The sequence below is a fragment of the Alistipes sp. An66 genome (assembly GCF_002161445.1).
GTDB classification, from domain to species: domain Bacteria; phylum Bacteroidota; class Bacteroidia; order Bacteroidales; family Rikenellaceae; genus Alistipes; species Alistipes cottocaccae.
This window is the reverse complement of record NZ_NFHT01000008.1, coordinates 113,822-131,163: the sequence shown is the minus strand read 5'-3', so window position 1 is coordinate 131,163 and position 17,342 is coordinate 113,822. Positions and strand designations below refer to the sequence as shown.

16 protein-coding genes and 1 tRNA gene are annotated in these 17,342 nt (G+C 62.2%); 5 read left to right on the top strand and 12 right to left on the bottom strand.

The window, feature by feature from the left end:
• Nucleotides 1–227: 227 nt before the first annotated feature.
• A tRNA-His gene (locus tag B5G16_RS07425) sits at nt 228–304 on the bottom strand.
• A 239-nt stretch (nt 305–543) separates the two neighbouring features.
• On the opposite strand from B5G16_RS07425, the gene B5G16_RS07420 reads away from it, so the two are divergent.
• Complete coding sequence (locus tag B5G16_RS07420) at nt 544–813, top strand: co-chaperone GroES (RefSeq protein ID WP_087262782.1); 270 nt, start codon at nt 544–546, stop codon at nt 811–813.
• 16 nt (nt 814–829) lie between these two features.
• Nucleotides 830–2,458, top strand: a complete 1,629-nt coding sequence (groL, locus tag B5G16_RS07415; RefSeq protein WP_087262779.1) for a chaperonin GroEL — start codon at nt 830–832, stop codon at nt 2,456–2,458.
• 110 nt (nt 2,459–2,568) lie between these two features.
• Here groL and B5G16_RS07410 read toward each other — a convergent pair whose 3' ends face one another.
• The 7 genes from B5G16_RS07410 to B5G16_RS07380 form a co-directional block, all read right to left on the bottom strand.
• Nucleotides 2,569–4,344, bottom strand: coding sequence for an erythromycin esterase family protein (locus B5G16_RS07410; protein WP_162612040.1), 1,776 nt, complete (start codon nt 4,342–4,344; stop codon nt 2,569–2,571).
• A gap of 31 nt (nt 4,345–4,375) precedes the next feature.
• Entirely contained in the window at nt 4,376–4,975 is a 600-nt protein-coding gene (locus B5G16_RS07405) for a nucleotidyltransferase domain-containing protein (RefSeq protein WP_087262775.1), read from the bottom strand.
• A gap of 180 nt (nt 4,976–5,155) precedes the next feature.
• Nucleotides 5,156–6,799 (bottom strand): DNA repair protein RecN, encoded by a 1,644-nt coding sequence (locus B5G16_RS07400; protein WP_087262773.1) that lies wholly within the window; start codon nt 6,797–6,799, stop codon nt 5,156–5,158.
• Nucleotides 6,800–6,859: 60 nt separating this feature from the next.
• Nucleotides 6,860–8,086 (bottom strand): bifunctional phosphopantothenoylcysteine decarboxylase/phosphopantothenate--cysteine ligase CoaBC, encoded by a 1,227-nt coding sequence (gene coaBC, locus B5G16_RS07395; RefSeq protein ID WP_087262770.1) that lies wholly within the window; start codon nt 8,084–8,086, stop codon nt 6,860–6,862.
• Between the two features lie 15 nt (nt 8,087–8,101).
• Nucleotides 8,102–8,434: a DNA-directed RNA polymerase subunit omega gene (locus B5G16_RS07390; RefSeq protein WP_087262768.1), complete on the bottom strand. Its 333-nt coding sequence runs from the start codon at nt 8,432–8,434 to the stop codon at nt 8,102–8,104.
• Nucleotide 8,435: 1 nt separating this feature from the next.
• Entirely contained in the window at nt 8,436–9,254 is an 819-nt protein-coding gene (locus tag B5G16_RS07385) for an outer membrane protein assembly factor BamD (RefSeq protein ID WP_087262766.1), read from the bottom strand.
• A 154-nt stretch (nt 9,255–9,408) separates the two neighbouring features.
• Nucleotides 9,409–10,017, bottom strand: a complete 609-nt coding sequence (locus tag B5G16_RS07380) for a porin family protein (protein ID WP_087262764.1) — start codon at nt 10,015–10,017, stop codon at nt 9,409–9,411.
• A 401-nt stretch (nt 10,018–10,418) separates the two neighbouring features.
• Here B5G16_RS07380 and greA point away from each other — a divergent pair, with 401 nt between their 5' ends.
• The 3 genes from greA to B5G16_RS07365 all read left to right on the top strand — a co-directional run bounded on the left by greA (nt 10,419) and on the right by B5G16_RS07365 (nt 13,812).
• Nucleotides 10,419–10,895 (top strand): transcription elongation factor GreA, encoded by a 477-nt coding sequence (gene greA, locus B5G16_RS07375; RefSeq protein WP_087262762.1) that lies wholly within the window; start codon nt 10,419–10,421, stop codon nt 10,893–10,895.
• 129 nt (nt 10,896–11,024) lie between these two features.
• Nucleotides 11,025–11,360 (top strand): hypothetical protein, encoded by a 336-nt coding sequence (locus B5G16_RS07370; protein WP_204228062.1) that lies wholly within the window; start codon nt 11,025–11,027, stop codon nt 11,358–11,360.
• Between the two features lie 142 nt (nt 11,361–11,502).
• Complete coding sequence (locus B5G16_RS07365) at nt 11,503–13,812, top strand: TonB-dependent receptor (protein WP_087262759.1); 2,310 nt, start codon at nt 11,503–11,505, stop codon at nt 13,810–13,812.
• Between the two features lie 133 nt (nt 13,813–13,945).
• Here the strand turns inward: B5G16_RS07365 and mdh are convergent, their stop codons facing one another.
• The 4 genes from mdh to B5G16_RS07345 all read right to left on the bottom strand — a co-directional run bounded on the left by mdh (nt 13,946) and on the right by B5G16_RS07345 (nt 17,326).
• The gene (gene mdh, locus B5G16_RS07360) at nt 13,946–14,887 is read right to left on the bottom strand and encodes a malate dehydrogenase (protein WP_087262757.1); all 942 of its coding nucleotides are present in this window, start codon (nt 14,885–14,887) and stop codon (nt 13,946–13,948) included.
• Nucleotides 14,888–15,106: 219 nt separating this feature from the next.
• On the bottom strand, nt 15,107–15,484 hold the full coding sequence (gcvH, locus tag B5G16_RS07355; protein WP_087262755.1) for a glycine cleavage system protein GcvH: 378 nt from the start codon (nt 15,482–15,484) through the stop codon (nt 15,107–15,109).
• A 184-nt stretch (nt 15,485–15,668) separates the two neighbouring features.
• Nucleotides 15,669–16,391, bottom strand: coding sequence for a biotin--[acetyl-CoA-carboxylase] ligase (locus B5G16_RS07350; protein ID WP_087262753.1), 723 nt, complete (start codon nt 16,389–16,391; stop codon nt 15,669–15,671).
• A gap of 98 nt (nt 16,392–16,489) precedes the next feature.
• Complete coding sequence (locus tag B5G16_RS07345) at nt 16,490–17,326, bottom strand: 2,3,4,5-tetrahydropyridine-2,6-dicarboxylate N-succinyltransferase (RefSeq protein ID WP_087262809.1); 837 nt, start codon at nt 17,324–17,326, stop codon at nt 16,490–16,492.
• Nucleotides 17,327–17,342: the final 16 nt, after the last annotated feature.

Sequence of the window (17,342 nt, the reverse complement as noted above, 5' to 3'; positions counted from 1 at the left end):
ACAAACGTTTGCAGCATGGGCGATATTGCGACGCAAGTCGGTGTAAAACAGTGTATTGTGCGTAAATCGTGACCTGTTTTCGGTCCGGAGCAAAACAGGTCACGATTTGGTCTCGGACTCGTTGCCTGAAAATGCATTTTCAAGAACCGTACAAAAATGAAAAAGCCTTACATATCACTGATACATAAGGCATTTTACTCGTTTTAGCACTTCCTTTTCCTGCGCCCTGGGGTGGAAGAAGGGGCTCGAACCCTCGACCTTCGGAACCACAATCCGACGCTCTAACCAACTGAGCTACATCCACCATGTGACACGACTCCTGCCGTATCGGGATGCAAATGTAATACGTTTTTTCCGGACGTCCAAAAAAATCGACCGAAAAATCGCTCCGAATTATCCCCGGGTGACAAAATGACAGCCCGTACTGCACGTTTGTCACCCCGAATCTGCCAAAAACCGCTTGGCACAGCTATTGTTGGATAAACGGGTGCTTGTTGAAACGATCACAATGCAAAAAATATAAACAATTAAAAACACGCTATCATGAACGTAAAACCATTATCGGACCGTGTGCTGATTCTCCCGAATCCTGCGGAGGAGAAGACCGCCGGTGGATTGATCATCCCCGACACGGCAAAGGAAAAACCGCTGGCTGGAAAGGTCGTGGCCGTAGGCCCCGGTACCTCGGAAGTCAAAATGGAGGTCAAGGTCGGTGATCAGGTCCTCTACGGCAAGTATGCCGGGCAGGAGATCCAGATCGACGGCGTCGACTACCTCATCATGAAACAGAACGATATTCTGGCAATCATCTAATTCAATTCGAAACACCATGGCAAAGGAAATCAAATATAACGTTGAGGCGCGCGAACTGCTCAAAGAGGGTGTCGATGCGCTGTCGAATGCCGTCAAGGTAACGCTCGGCCCCAAAGGCCGCAATGTCATCATCGACAAGAAATTCGGTGCTCCGCAGGTCACCAAGGACGGTGTGACCGTCGCCAAGGAGGTCGAACTGGAAGACGCTTTCGCCAACATGGGCGCACAGATGGTCAAGGAGGTCGCCTCGAAGACCAACGACGACGCCGGTGACGGTACGACGACCGCTACGGTGCTGGCCCAGTCGATCATCGGCGTGGGTTTGAAGAACGTCACCGCCGGTGCCAACCCCATGGATCTCAAACGCGGTATCGACAAGGCCGTGGCTACGGTCGTCGAGTCGCTGCGCAAGCAGAGCCAGGAGGTCGGCTCGGACTTCGCCAAGATCGAACAGGTGGCCACCATCTCGGCCAACAACGACCAGAACATCGGTAAGCTGATCGCCGAGGCGATGGCCAAGGTCAACAAGGAGGGTGTCATCACCGTCGAGGAGGCCAAGGGCACCGAGACCCATGTCGAGGTGGTCGAGGGTATGCAGTTCGACCGCGGTTACATCTCGGCCTACTTCATCACCGACACGGAGAAGATGGAGGCCCAGCTGGAAAAACCCTATCTGCTGATCACCGACAAGAAGATCTCGACGATGAAGGAGCTGATGGGCGTTTTGGAGCCCGTGGCACAGAGCGGACGTGCGCTGCTGATCATTGCCGAGGATGTCGACGGCGAGGCGCTGTCGGCCCTGGTGGTCAACAAGCTGCGCGGCACGCTGAAAATCGCCGCCTGCAAGGCCCCGGGATTCGGCGACCGCCGCAAGGAGATGCTCGAAGACATCGCCGTACTGACGGGTGCCACGGTCATCTCGACCGACAAGGGCATGAAGATCGAGGACGCTACGCTCGACATGCTGGGTACGGCCGACAAGGTGACGCTCAACAAGGAGAATACGACGATCGTCGACGGTGCCGGCAAGAAAGAGGCCATCGCCGCGCGTGTGGCCCAGATCCGCGCTTCGATCGAGAAGGCAACCTCGGACTACGACAAGGAGAAGTTGCAGGAGCGTCTGGCCAAGCTGGCCGGCGGTGTGGCCGTGCTCTACGTCGGAGCCGCTACCGAGGTCGAGATGAAGGAGAAGAAGGACCGCGTCGACGATGCGCTGGCCGCTACGCGTGCCGCCGTCGAGGAGGGGATCGTCCCGGGCGGCGGTGTGGCCTACATCCGTGCTACGGCCGCTCTGGAAGGCATGAAGGGCGAAAACGAGGACCAGACGACGGGTATTCAGATCGTCAAGCGTGCCATCGAGGAGCCGCTGCGCCAGATTGTGGCCAACGCCGGTGGCGAAGGCTCGGTGGTTGTCAACAAGGTGCGCGAGGGTGAGGGTGCCTTCGGGTACAACGCCCGCGACGACAAGTACGAGGATCTGCTCAAAGCCGGTATCATCGACCCGACGAAGGTGTCGCGTGTGGCTTTGGAGAACGCCGCTTCGATCGCCTCGATGTTCCTGACGACGGAGTGTGTGCTGGCCGAGAAGAAATCGGAGCAGCCTGCACCTGCGATGCCGGCCGGCGGAATGGGTGGCATGATGTAATGATCGGCCGCTGTCCGACGACAGCCTGGATGAAAACCGGGACACCCACCAACGGGTGTCCCGGTTTTTTTGTGCCGGCAGGGACGGACCGGAGGGACAGGATTTCCCTGTCAGAACAGCAGGTGCGAAGGGGTGACCCGGTCGATGTAGATCAGGTAGTCGAACTGGTCGGCAATGCCCTCGTCCCAAAACTCATCCTCCCATCTCAACGCACCGATGTGGCGGAACTTCATCCCGTTGATCCATTCAAGGGCCGGAGACTGCTCCTCGCGCATCCGTCGCAGGTCGAGCAGGAAGAACGGTTCGTCGAGTTGGTGGAGCAGGTATTCGAGCGTTCCGGGCGGGGCTGTCCGTACGTCATGCTGCAACTCCTTTGAGCCGGGTGCGATGATCGAGCAGCGCCCGGCGTGGAAGGTGAACCCGATGTTGAGGTAATCGGCCCCGAGTTCCTCCCCGAGGCGGCGTCCCATTCGATGCTCGGCCCTGGAGACATGGCCGTTGTGGCCCCAGAGTACGATCCGCGAGTCGGGATACTGTCCGCGGAGCCACAGCAGGTTCTCCGCCATGCAATGATCCCGCCAGTAGATTCCCTCATCCATACCCAGGAACTGCCGGATGATGGTGATCCACTGCCGCAGCATGGCCCGGTCGTGCGTGTCGGGAACCGTCGGGTCGATCCGGGACTCGATCGCGTCGAGCCCCTGCCCGATCTCGCGGGCCAGCTGCGGGTCGATTTGTGTGCGGTTCTCTTTGTTGTAGGTCAATACCTTGTCCAGCATCGGGCCGATCTTGTCCAGCCATTGTGCGGCTGTGGCATCCTTGCCCAACGCCGTGCGGAGCAGTGCTTCGGCCCCGTCGGTCGACTGTATGTCGACACCCCAGAAGCGGATCGGATGACCGTCGGCATTCCGCTGCCGCATCCATTCGACGAGCGACAGCACTTCGTGCGTATCCCAGATCCACATGCCCAGTCCGAAGATCCCGGCCATTGCCGTCCCGCTGCCACGACGGATGTAGTTGTCCAGAGAGACCCCCTCGCCCATTTCGGCTTCGAAGGCTACCAGGTCAAAGCCCTGTCGGGTGGCCAGATAACGGATCAGGCGCTCCTTCATGCGGAAGATCTCGCTGGCTCCGTGGGAGTTCTCACCCAGCGCGACCACCTTGCATGCCCCGACCAGCGGGTCGAGCAGCCGCAGTTCAGCGGAATCCGCCGCGGTCGGGTCACATCCCGTCAGCGGTTGGATGTATCGCCGCAACTCCGCTTTTTCCCGTCGCGTGAGTCTGCTTTTGGGGGCAGGGATGTACGGATCGCCGAGTTCCCGGCCGTCGATTCGGACTTCGAGGCGGTCGAACCAGGCTCGGCCTCCGCCTTTCAGCATGCCGCCGATCCGGATGACGGCTGCCGTGTCGGGAACCTGTCGGCGGATCGAGATGCGGCGCCACTCCGTCGTACCGCGCACCCCGCGCTCCGGGGTGTCGGCCGTGAGGCGGCCGTTGTCTCCCTCCCCGGGGAGGATGAGAAGCAGATCGGCAAATCCCGCCGTGACGTTCTCCGTACGGATCCAGCCGCTCAATTCGACTTCGCGGCCGGCTGCCAGCGAGTCGGGCAGCTCCTGCGTGAAGCGGGCCCATGCGTATTTGGTCGTGTCGATCTGTTCCAGACGCAGGCTGGAACCGCCGTGTTTCCGGCAGTTGCGGTCACTTGCGGCGGCGTAGCCGTAGTAGGAGGAGTCGGGCAGGCTCCATTGGGCCGGCTGATCCCGGTAGTCGGTATATTCGAAATCGAGGTTGAATTGCGTGGTGTGCGGGCGGTTGCCGCATCCGTACAGCAGGGCGTTGCCGAGGAGCAGCGCGCCTGCAAGGATTCGTGTCGTGAAACAGTTCATGGTCGGTAGGTTCCTGGTGGCTCCTCTTCGTTTACGGCATCCATTCGACGATTCCCTCGACGGGGTGTTCCCGCAGCCAGACCGTGAACTCCGCATGGCTGCGCACTCCGTCCGCCAGAACGGCTCGGTAGTAGGCGATGCCGGGGATCTTCTCCCCGTCGGGCGTCTCGTATTTCAGCCGCAGGATCGCCCTGCGAGTCTCCGGCGTCAGCACCGCCGCGATGCGGTCGGCGACCCGTTCGAAGTAGCCCGCCCACGGTGATCCCTCCGCCATGTGGATCAGGTCGATCTGCCAGATCCGCCCGTCGCGGTCTTCGTACCGGGCGTGCCATTCGAGACAGCAGTCCTCCTCGTCGAGCAGGTTGGCGTACTCCACGCCGCGGATTCCCGGTTTCGCGGCGATGCGGGCCATCGCGGCAAAACTATCCTCCACCCGCAGCGGGGCGGGGGAGTAGATGTGCAGGTCGATGTCCAGATGCTTCATCAGCAATCCCGTGCGGAGCGATCCCACCACTTCGGCCCGCGCGCCGACCTCCTGCCACGCTTCGCGCAGCCCCAGGTCGTCGAGGATTGCGCGGGCGCGGCGTTGGTTGGTCTCGGCCAGAGCAAGAATTTCGTGCGTATTGTGCATGGTTTTCGTGTTTATCGGGAACGGTCGAGGGACCGCGCCGTCCATGTCGGGACTGTTCTCTCCCGGTTGAAAAAAGCCCCGGAGCCAATGGGCCCGGAGCTTGTGTTTTTATGATCCCTTCTTCCTTCTTCCTTCTCCCTTCTCCCTTTTTCCTTTACCCTCGCTCTGCCCGCCCCTGGCTTATCGACCCAACAGGATCCGGGCCTGGGCCACGGCGGCCTGCGTGACCTGCGAGCCGGAGAGCATCTTGGCAATCTCGGCAATGCGGTCGTCGTCGCTCAAACGGGTGATCTCCGTACGGCCGTTGCGTTTGTAGACCACGAAGTGAGCCGAGCCTTTCGAGGCGACCTGCGGCAGGTGCGTGATGTCCACCACCTGCATCGATGCCGAGAGCGACTCGATGATCTCGCCCATGGCATCGGCAATGCGTCCCGAAACCCCCGTGTCGATCTCGTCGAAGAGGATCGTCGGCAGCTGCATCCGCTTGGCCAGCAGCGCCTTCATGGCGAGCATCACGCGCGAGAGCTCACCGCCCGAGGCGACCCGCTCGATGGGTTGTGGCGTCATGCGCGCATTGGCCGTGAAGAGGTATTGCACCTGGTCGCGGCCCGTGCGGTCGAGTTCCGGACGGGGCGTCAGCGCAATTTGGAAGACCGTGTCGGGCATGCCCAGTCGGGCCAGCGTCGTCAGAATCTCCTTTGCGAAGCCTGCGGCGGCCTTTTCGCGCGCCTTGTGCAGCCGCTCGGCCAGCGCTTCGGCCTTGTCGGCAGCCTCCTGCAAGGCCTGCTCCGCCGCGGCGATCTCCTCGCCGCTGTGGACGATCGCCGCCAACTGGGCCGCACTCCGGTCCCGCAGGGCGATCAGCTCCGCTTCGTCCGCGACGCGGTATTTCTGTTGCAGGGCGATCAGCGCATCGAGCCGCGCCGAGCGTTTGGCCAGCCGTTCCGGGTCGGCATCCACCCGTTCGCTCGCCGCCGCCGCCGAGGCGTCGATGTCCTTCAACTCTTCCAGTACGGCGTGCAGGCGGTCGGCGAAATCTCCGGCCGTGGGGTAGTGCCCGCGCAGGTGTCCGAGGGCGTTTTCGGCATTTTTCAGCTGGGTGAGCACCCCTGTTTCGTCGTTGTCGAGGGCATTGCGCAGCCCGGTCAGCGCCTCGCCGATGCGGTCGGCGTTTTCCAGCACCGCCAGCTCCTCTTCCAACTCCGCCTGCTCCCCCTCGCGCAGCGTCGCGGCCGTCAGTTCGTCGCACTGGAACCGCAGCCACTCCTCGTCGCGGCGTCCCCGCTCGGCCGCCTCGCGGAGCGACGCCAGCCCGCGGCGCAGCTCGCTCATCCGCGCATATTGTGCCGCGTACTGCGCCAACAGCTCCTTGTTGCCCGCTACGGTGTCCAACGCCGCCGTGCGGAACTCCTCCGACGAGAGGATCAGGTTCTGGTGTTGTGAATGGATGTCCAGCAGGCGCGTACCGAGTTCGCGCAGCTGCGCCAGCTGCACCGGGACGTCGTTCACGAAGGCCCGGCTCTTGCCCGCCGGGGTGATGACGCGCGTCAGGGTGGTCTCCGCGGCGTAGTCGAGGTCGTTCTCCGCGAAGAACGCTTCCAGCCCGCTCCCCGTAAGGTCGAAGGTCCCCTCCACCGTGCAGTTGCGCGCGGCGTCCTTCATCGCCGAACCGTCGTTCTTGGCCCCTAACAGCAGCCCGAGGGCTCCGAGCAGGATCGACTTTCCGGCGCCCGTCTCACCCGTGATGATGTTCAGGTGCGGGTCCAGTTCCATTTCGAGCTTCTCGATCAGCGCGTAGTTTTCGACCGACAGGCGACGCAGCATAGCTATTCGGATTTAAGGATTCCTTGTCTTGTTTTCAGAGGTGGATGCCCCCCCTCCTCGTTATTGCCGGAAGAAGCGTTCGATCCGGTCGGCGATCCGTGCGGCGACCTCCCGTTTCGACAGCAGCGGAAGCTCCTCGTGCCCCGCACGGTCGATGAACGTCACCTTGTTCGTGTCGCCCCGGAAGCCCGCTCCGGCGTCCCGCAGCGAGTTCAGCACGATGAAATCGAACTTCTTGCGTTCGAGTTTCGATTCGGCATGCGCCTCCTCGTCGTGGGTTTCCAGCGCGAAGCCCACCAGCAGACGGCCTCCCTTGCGGGCTCCGAGTTCGGCGGCGATGTCGCGCGTGCGGCGCAGGCGGATGAAGAGCTCGCCGTCGCCCTTTTTGATTTTCGTCGCCGAGACTTCGGCCGGGGTATAGTCCGCCACGGCGGCGCACATCACCGCGCCGTCCGCCTCGTCGAAGGCCCGGACCGCGGCGTCGTACATCTCGTCGGCCGAGAGAACGTCCACGCGCTCGACGCCCGGAGGGGTCGCCAGCGCCGTGCGTCCCGAAACGAGCGTGACCGCCGCGCCCCGCGCCGCCAGCTCGCCGGCAATGGCGTAGCCCATCTTGCCCGACGAGTGGTTCGAGATAAACCGCACGGGGTCGATGGATTCGATCGTGGCGCCGGCCGTGACGATCAGCCGTTTACCGCAGAGCGTCTTTTTTTTTTCGGTGAGAAGTTCGCCGACGAAGGCTGTGATTGCATCGGGTTCGGCCATCCGGCCCTTCCCGGTCAGCCCGCTGGCCAGTTCGCCTTCGGCCGGCTCGACGATCCGCACGCCGCGTTCGGCCAGCGTGCGCAGGTTCTGCTGCGTGGCCGCATGGGCATACATGTCGAGGTCCATGGCCGGGGCCACGACCACCGGGCAGCGTGCCGAGAGGTAGGTCGTCAGCAGCAGGTTGTCCGCTATGCCCGTGGCCATCTTGGCCAGCGTATTGGCCGTGGCGGGGGCGATCAGGTAGCAGTCGGCCCACTCGCCCAGCGAGACGTGGGAGTTCCAGGCTCCGTTTTCCGGGTTGAAGAACTCCACGAGGATGGGGTTTTTCGAGAGGGTGGCCATCGTCAGCGGCGTGATGAACTGCTTGGCCAGCGGCGTCATCACCACGCGCACCTCGGCGCCGGCCGTCTTCAACAGACGGCACAGCACCGCGGCCTTGTAGGCTGCGATGCTGCCCGTGATACCCAACAGAATGCGGCGCCCCGCCAGCGGCGATGCCTCCGCAACGCTTCCGGATGCCATGCTGCCTCCTCTTTGTCAGATCTCCTTGAAGATGCCTTCCTTGCCCTCCTTGTAGACCAGTTCGTGGTCGAGGAACTCTTCGGTGGCGATGATCGCCGGTTTGGGAAGGCGCTCGTAGTAACGCGAGATCTCGATCTGCTCGCGGTTCTCGAAGGTCTCCTCCATCGTGTCGGTGGGCGACGAGAAATCGGCGAGTTTCCGGTTGAGCTCCGTTTTGAGCTCGGTAGCGATCTGGTTGGCACGGCGGGCAATGATGTTGATGCTCTCGTAGACGTTGCCGGTCTCCTTGTCCAGATCCACCAGCTTGCGCGTGATGGTGTTGTTGGGAATGTTCTTCTTGATTTCCATCTTATATGTTGTTGTCTTTGTTGTTGCGGTCCAGGTAGTCGCGGGCGTGCTTGGCCATGCGGTCGAGATCCTTGACGTATTTCGATTCGGGGTACTCCTCCTTGAACGACAGGTAGGAGTCCAGCATTGCCAGATAACGGTCCGTCTGCTTCGAGGCGATGGAGTTGCTGGCAAAGCGGTAGCTGGCGTCGACGATCAGGTACATGATCTCCTCCCGGTGTTTCGACTCGGGATACTCTTTCAGGGCGTTCTTCAACGCCACGATCGCCGACTTGTAACGCCCGATCTTATAATAGGTGTAGGCGTTCAGATAGGACTTCTCGTGGAGCCGTTCGGTGAGCTCGGCGTTGATTTTCTTGAAGTTCTCGACCTGATCGCTCTCCGGATAGCGGGACATGAACTCGTTGATGGCGATCAGGGCGTGCCCGGTCATGGTCTGGTCGCGCGTCGGGCCCGGCGAGAGGAAGTAGAAGCAGAGGGCGTACATCCCTTCGGCATCCTCGATGAAGGCGCTGCGGCCGAATTTGCGGCGGAAGTCGTCGAGTTCCGTCGAGGCGGTTTCCCAGTCGTGGTTCTTGAACCGGCTCCGCGCCTTGTAGAACGAGACGGTGTCTTCGCGCGAGGTGCCCTGGTAGTAGTGTTCCACGCCTTCGAAGAGGGTGATGGCGCGCTGCCACTTCCCTTTTTCGTAATATTCCAGCGCCTTGCTGTAAATCAGTTCGGGTTGACCGCTTTTCAGCAGTGCGTTCATGCCGGAGCATCCGCAGAGGAAGATTGCTGCCGCCGCGGCGCAAAGGGCGTATGAGAGAGTCTGCTTCATTTGTGAATCCATTACGGCGCTTTATCGCGCAAAGTTACGCATAAATTAACGATTTGCAAAAAAAAATATTGCCCGCCGCGGCCGATGAAGAGCCGTTGCGGGCGGGAAAACCTGCTCCCCGGAGTCCGCCCGGGGTGCCGAAGAGGCGGAGGAATCAGAAGAAGAACCCGAGCGAGGCTCCGTAGACGATGTCCCGGGAGACCTCCACACGCCGGGTTGCGCCTCCGGACGAGAAGCCGTAGCGGGTTTTGTCCCAGGAGATGCCCGAAACCCGGAAGTCGAGGAAAAACTTGCGGATGTCGAAACCGATGCCGCCCACAAGGTCGCTCTTCCCGGAGTCGAACTTCACGCGCAGCAGCTGCTGGTTGTTGCTGCGCGAGGAGTCGGTGACGCGGAAGCGGACGCCGCCGAAAAGCCGGAACGCTCCGAAGCGAAGCCCCAGCAGAACGGGGATTTCGAGCCGTTCGTTGCGGATCGAGATCCGGTTGTCGGCGGCCCGGCCGGCGAGGACCTCGTAGTTGGCGAAGGTGTAGTCGAGTTCCGATTGGAGGTGCAGGTGCCTGGCGAGGTTGAGCCGCAGGACGAACCCCGTGTCGAAGCCCGCACGCACGGATCCCGGCGAAAAACGGGTGTCGCCGACGGTCTGGGGTTTGAACGAACAGTCGGTGAAGTTCACGCCTCCGCGCACGCCGAACGAGAGGACCCGGGCGGAGAGTGCGCCGGAGATGCCCAGCGCCAGAAGCAGCAGGAAGAAACGTTTCATGGTCGATGGTTTTAGGACCGGATGGCGCGGGGCGGCACGTGCCGCCGAAACCCCCTCTCCCGGGGCTGCGGCGGCTGCTGCGCCGCTTGTCCGCTCATCCTTCGTCGAGGATGGCTGCGCAAGTTCCATGCCACCCGCCGGGCGGAGGCATACGCACGTGGCGGCTCTTTCCTCCGACGCATGCCGTGCTTCGCAGCCCCTGTCCGCAGGGCTCCGGCCGCGGAAAATGCCGCTGCCGGCATCTCCCGAAAAAAAGATTTGGAAATGTGGATTATCCTTTTTACCTTTGCCTATGCAACGATGCAGGGTTCTGGCCTCTACGGGCCAGGATTCTTATTTTTTACGTTTTTTGTTTTTTGGAACGCCGCGCCGGCCGGCGTTTCCGGAAAATTATCGAATTTATGGCAAAAGAGACTATTTATCTGACCGCCGAGGGCTACAAGAAGCTCAAAGACGAACTCGACCACATGCGCTCCGTCGAGCGCCCCGCCATTTCAGCGGCAATCGCGGAGGCCCGCGACAAGGGCGACCTCTCGGAAAATGCCGAGTATGATGCGGCGCGCGAAGCCCAGGGACTGCTCGAAATGCGCATCGCCAAACTCGAAGATACGATCGCCAATGCGCGGATCATCGACGAGTCGAAGATCGACAAGAGCAAGGTCCAGATTTTGAGCAAGGTGACGCTGCTGAACCACAACAATAACAAGCAGATGACCTATACGATCGTCGCTGAGCACGAAGCGAACCTGCGCGAGGGCAAACTCGCCATCGGAACCCCGATCGCAAAGGCCCTGCTCGGTCACAGGAAGGGCGACCGGGTGGATGTGGACGTCCCGGCCGGAACGATCCACTTCGAAATCCTCGACATCTCGATCTGACACCCCTCCCGTTGCGGGGATGCGGCGTCGGCATCCCCTGCGGATGCCGGAACATACGACCTACCTATAACCAGGTATTTTTGCAGGGATCGCTTGTCGCGGTCCTTTTTTTTCGTACCTTCGTCCCCGATGAAGATACACCTCCGGATCCGACGTTTTGCAGCAGCCTTTCTGCTCGTTGCCCTGCTGGCGGCCTACGCCGGCCAGAAGGTGCATATCTACCTCGAAGACCACGCCCATTTCGCCGCGCACTGCGGCGATCTGCTCCCCGACAACGGGGCCCGGGAGAGCGTCGTCGAGTTCTGTCCGGTCGACAACTATTACTTTTTCCCCTATCTGTCGGAGCCGCTCCCCGCACACGGGTTCTATGCCGCGATGCTGGGGGTGCTGCAACCCGAATCCACCCGTTGCAAATGCACGCTGCGTGTGGCGACCCGTTCCCTGCGGGCTCCGCCCCGGGGTTGATGCCTGATTCTCCTGCCGGTGCGTCAGCGCCGGTCCGGGTTCCGTCCGCGTATGAGACGTGCGGGGCCCGCTCTGCGGCGAATGCCGCGACGGTCCGGTGCGCCGGATCGGAAGCATCAAACCCATAAACCCATATTTTTCCATGAAACGATTCTTTCTGTCGGCACTGCTTGCGCTGTGCCTGACCGGTTTCGGCGTGCAGGGCGCCGAGGTCCCGCGGAAGGGTACCGACGCCAACCTCTTCGGACACGTCGTCGACCGCGCAACCCATGAACACATCCCTTATGCCACGGTCTCGGTGGTCGGAACTCCCCTCGGGACGACGACCGACGCTTCGGGACACTATTATCTGAAAAACCTCCCCGAAGGGACGCTGACCGTCGAGGTCCGCGCCCTGGGCTATGCCGTGCAGCAGGCTTCGGTTACGCTGACGCGCGGTGCGACCCGCGAATTGAACTTCGAGGTCGAGCAGAGCGGCATCTCGATGGATGAGGTGGTGGTCTCGGCGAGCCGTTCGGCAACGCTGCGGCGCGAGGCGCCGGCTCTGGTGAGTGTCCTCGATGCCGGGCTGTTCGAAAAGGCCGGAGCTTCGTGTCTGGCCCAGGGGCTCTCGTTCCAGCCCGGCGTGCGGGTCGAGAACGACTGCCAGAACTGCGGCTTCACCCAGGTCCGCATCAACGGGCTCGACGGCCACTATTCGCAGATCCTGGTCGATTCGCATCCGGTCTTCTCGGCCCTCACGGGGGTCTACGGACTGGAACAGATCCCGGCCAACATGATCGAACGGGTCGAGGTGCTGCGCGGCGGCGGCTCGGCGCTCTACGGCTCGTCGGCCATCGGCGGCACGATCAACGTCATCACCAAAGAGCCGACGCGCAGCTCCGCGCAGTTCGCGCATACGCTGATGTCGCTCGGCGGCAGCAACTCCTACGACAACACCTCGATGCTCAACGCCTCGATCGTCTCCGAGAGCGGCCGGGCCGGGCTCGGGATCTTCGGCCAGAGCCGCCACCGTTCGGGCTACGATCATAACGGGGACGGATTTACCGAACTGCCCGTGCTCGACAGCCGTTCGGTAGGCATGCGCTCCTACTTCCGCACGGGAGCCTACTCGCGCATCACGGCGCAATACCACCACCTGAACGAATACCGCCGGGGCGGCAACCTGCTGGACCGCCCGCCCCACGAGGCCAACGTGGCCGAACAGACCGACCACACGATCGACGGCGGCAGCCTTTCGTTCGACCTCTCGTCGGCCGATCGCAGCGACCGTTTCAACGTCTACGCCTCGTTCCAGAACACGGCCCGCAAAAGCTATTACGGCAGCAAGCAGGATCTGCGGGCCTACGGTACGACCCGGGATCTCGTCGTGGCGTCGGGCTTGCAGTACGTGCACGCCTTCGAGCGGCTGCTCTTCATGCCCTCGGAACTGACGCTCGGCGCCGAGTACAGCTACGACGATCTCCACGACCGCTCGGTCGGTTACGCCATCGACACCGGCCAGCAGGTGCACATCGTGGGCGGCTATTTCCAGAACGAGTGGAAAACCGGGAAGTGGTCGCTGCTGCTCGGCGGGCGTCTGGACAAGCACAATCTGGTCGACCATGTGATTTTCAGCCCGCGGGTCAACGTGCGCTTCAACCCCTCGGAGGCGGTGAACCTGCGGGTGAGCTATGCCGCCGGCTACCGGGCTCCGCAGGCCTTCGACGAGGACCTGCACATCGCCATCGTGGGCGGAGAACGGGTCCGGATCCGGCTGGCCGACGACCTGAAAGAGGAGCGGTCGCACAGCGTGAGCCTCTCGGCCGACCTCTACCATAACTTCGGAAGCGTGCAGACGAACCTGCTCGTCGAGGGCTTCTACACGCGTCTCGACGATGTATTCGCCCTGCGCGACATCGAGGATACGGACGACGGCGGCAAGATCAAGGAGCGTTACAACGGTTCGGGAGCCACGGTTGCCGGGGTGAATGTCGAGGGACGGGCGGTCTTCACCCGCTGGTTCGAGTTGCAGGCCGGGATGACCTGGCAGCGGAGCCGCTATGCGGAGCCCGAGCAGTGGAGCGAGGACCCCGAGGTGCCGTCCGTGCGGCGGATGTTCCGCACGCCGGACCTCTATGGCTACTTCACGGCGACGTTCAAGCCCCTGCGCCGCCTGACGGCCGACGTAACCGGGACCTGCACGGGGGAGATGCTCGTGCAGCACATGAAAGGTTCGGGCGTGGCCCAGGACGTGGCGGTCACGACGCCGGCGTTCTGCGACGTGAACCTGCGCGTGGCCTATGACCTGCGGCTCTACCGCGACATCACGCTGCAACTCTACGGCGGTGTGCAGAACCTCTTCAACGCCTATCAGAAGGATTTCGACCGCGGTGTCGAGCGCGATTCCGGATACATCTACGGGCCGTCGCTGCCGCGCAGCTGGTTCGTGGGGGCGAAGGTCAGTTTCTGACCCCGCTCGCCGGCAAAATCCGAAAGCCGCTCCCTCGCAGGGAGCGGCTTTCTCGGCTGCGGATCCGCCCGATGTGCGAAGAGGGCCCCGACTTTGTGTCGGGGCCCTCTCTTCATGCGGGATCGGCGGGCGCTTACAGGGCGTTGATCTCGTGCAGGACGTTGTTCGTCTTGCGCACGGCGGCAGCCGATGCGGCGAACTTCTCGGCCTCCTCCTTCGTGAGGTCGACCTTCACGATCTTCTCGATGCCCTTGCGGCCGATGATCGCCGGTACGCCGATGCAGATGTCCGACTCGCCGTACTCGCCTTCGAGGTAGCACGAGCAGGGGATCAGCTTCTTCTGGTCGTGGAGAATGGCCTCGACCATCATCGAAGCGGCGGCTCCCGGTGCATACCAGGCCGACGTGCCGATGAGTTTGGTCAGCGTGGCGCCGCCGACCATCGTGTTCTGTACGGCCTCCTGCAACTTCTTCTTCGAAGCGAACTGTGCCACGGGCACACCGTTGACGGTGGCTTTCGACAGCAGCGGGATCATCGTCGTATCGCCGTGGCCGCCGATGACCATGCCGTCGACGTTGTTGATGTTCGCGCCGGTGGCCTTTGCCAGGTAGCACTTGAAGCGCGACGAGTCGAGGGCGCCGCCCATGCCGATGACACGGTTCTTCGGAAGTCCCGAAGCTTTCAGCGCCAGGTAGGTCAGTGTATCCATCGGGTTGGCAACCACGATGATGATGGCACGCGGCGAGTATTTGATGACGTTGGAGATGACGCCCTTCATGATGTTGGCGTTCGTGCCGATGAGTTCTTCGCGCGTCATGCCCGGTTTGCGGGGAATGCCCGACGTGATGACCACGACGTCCGAATTGGCGGTTTTCTTATAGTCGTTGGTGGCACCGACGAGTTTCGTGTCGAAGTCCATCAGCGTGGAGGTCTGGTACATGTCCAGCATTTTGCCTTCCGAGAGGCCCTCCTTGATGTCGACGAGAACCACCTCGCTCGCCACTTCGCGGCAAGCCATCACATTCGCGCAGGTAGCACCTACGGCGCCTGCGCCTACTACGGTAACTTTTGACATAACTGTGAGTTATTAAGTTGTATGTTCGTTTCTTCGCTTATTTACGGGGAGACGTTTGCCGGCGGATCTCCGCGTCCGTGCTTCCGGGTCCTTCCTGTCTGCGCTCCGCGTCCTTCTGTCCGTGCTTCCGGGTCCTTCCGCCTGCGCTTCCGGGTCCTTCCGCCTGCGTTTCCGGGTCCCTCGGTCCTTGCTTCCGGCCCCTCCTGCGGCCCCTCCCGGTTAGCCGATCAGCTGCTCGTAGTCGGCCGGGCTCAACAGCGCGTCGTACTCGGCGGGATTGCTCATCCTTACCTTCACGAGCCATCCCTCGCCATAGGCGTCCTTGTTGACGATCGAAGGATCGGCATCCACCGCTCCGTTGAATTCAAGCACCTCGCCGCCCACGGGCAGGAAGGCGTCGCTCACGGTCTTCACGGCTTCGATTGATCCGAAAACCTCCCCGGCGGCAAGCGTCTCGCCTACGGTCGGCACATCGACGAAGACGATGTCGCCCAGTTGGCTCTGTGCGAAGTCGGTAATGCCGATAACGGCTACGTCGCCCTCGACGCGGCACCACTCGTGGTCGTTCGAGTATTTCAGATTGGCAGGTACGTTCATGGTATTTTACGGTTTTTGTTAGGATCGTTGTTGCTATTCCGATGCAAATATAACTGTTATTTCTGTAACAGCAAGGATTTCCGTTATAAATTTAACACAAAATCGAGCCGGACATGCAATCGTCCCGTCCGCACCCGGGATCGGGGTACGGATGCAGGAAAAGAGAGGCTGGACGGTGGCCGTTTCAGCGCGGAAGGACGAATTCGATCTCCTTGAAGAGGTACTCCCGGAGGCTTCCGTCCTCGTGGCGGAGGATCAGCTCGCCCGAAGGCCGGACCCCCTCGATGGCACCGCGGGTCGGCGTGCCGTCGGGGTAGCGAAACGTCCGCATCTCGCCGAGGGCGTACATCCGGTCGCGGTAGTCGCGTTGCAGGGCTTCGCGGTCGCCCGTTTCGAGTTGGGCGTAACGGGTCAGCATGCACCGCTCGAAGGTTTCGAGCACTTCGCGGCGGTCGTAGCGGCGTCCGGTGAGCTGCGCCATCGAGACGGGGTTCGGCAGCGAAGGGTCGAACTTCGTCTGGTTGACGTTGATGCCGATGCCGAGCAGCGAGCGCGACAGCGTCTGTCCCGAATAGTTGTGTTCGATCAGCACGCCTTCGAGTTTGCGGTCGCCGGCGTAGATGTCGTTCGTCCACTTGATGCGCGTGTCGATGCCGTAGCGGGCGAAGGTGTCGGTCAGGGCCACCGACATCGCCTCGCAGAGCAGGAACTGCTCCGCAACGGCCAGAAACCGCGGCTCGACGACCATCGTGAAGGTGAGGTTCTCGCCCTCGGGGCTCAACCATTTGTGTCCGCGCTGTCCGCGTCCGGCCGTCTGGTGTTCGGCCCAGACGATGTCGCCGTGGCGGTATTTCGCATCGCGGGCGTCGTCGTTCGTCGAGGTGGTGGTACCGAGGTGGTAGATCATTTTTCAGGATTTTTCGGGAAAAACAGGGCGGGGGAAAGGATCGCTGTCGTCAGGGATCTCCTTCTCCCGCCGTTGTGCGAAGGTCCGTGTCCCGGAGGTTATACCGAGACGCCGAAGTCGCGCAGGGCGTCGTTCAGCGAGGTCTTCTTGTCGGTGGACTCCTTGCGGCGGCCGATGATCAGGGCGCACGAGACGCTGTATTCGCCGGCCGGGAACTGCTTGCGGTAGCTGCCCGGAACGACCACCGAGCGGGGCGGAACATAACCCTTGTAGGTGACGGGCTCGGGACCGGTGACGTCGATGATGTGGGTCGAGCCGGTGATCACGGTGTTCGAACCGAGCACGGCTTCGCGGCAGACGTGCGCCCCCTCGACGACGATCGAGCGCGAGCCGATGAAGCAGTTGTCCTCGATGATCACCGGAGCGGCCTGCACGGGTTCCAGCACGCCGCCGATGCCCACGCCGCCCGAGAGGTGGACGTGTTTGCCGATCTGGGCGCACGAGCCCACCGTGGCCCATGTGTCGACCATCGTTCCCGTGTCGACATAGGCGCCGATGTTGACGTAGGAGGGCATGAGGATCGCCCCCGGAGCGATGTAGGCGCCGTAGCGCGCCACGGCGTGCGGCACGACGCGCACGCCCAGCTCCTCGTAACCGTGTTTGAGCTCCATCTTGTCGAACCATTCGAGTTCGCCCGCCTCCATCTTGCGCATGGGCTGGATCGGGAAGTAGAGCAGCACGGCCTTCTTGACCCATTCGTTGACCTGCCAGGTCCCGGCTTCGGCATCGAGAGGTTCCGCCGTGCGGAGTTCGCCCTTGTCCACGAGGTCGATCACCTGGCGCACGGCCTGCTGTATGGCGTTGTCGCGCAGCAGGTCGCGGTTTTCCCACGCCCGTTCGACGAGCGCGCGGAGTTCGTTATGGTTGCATTCCATGATCTGCAATGTTTTC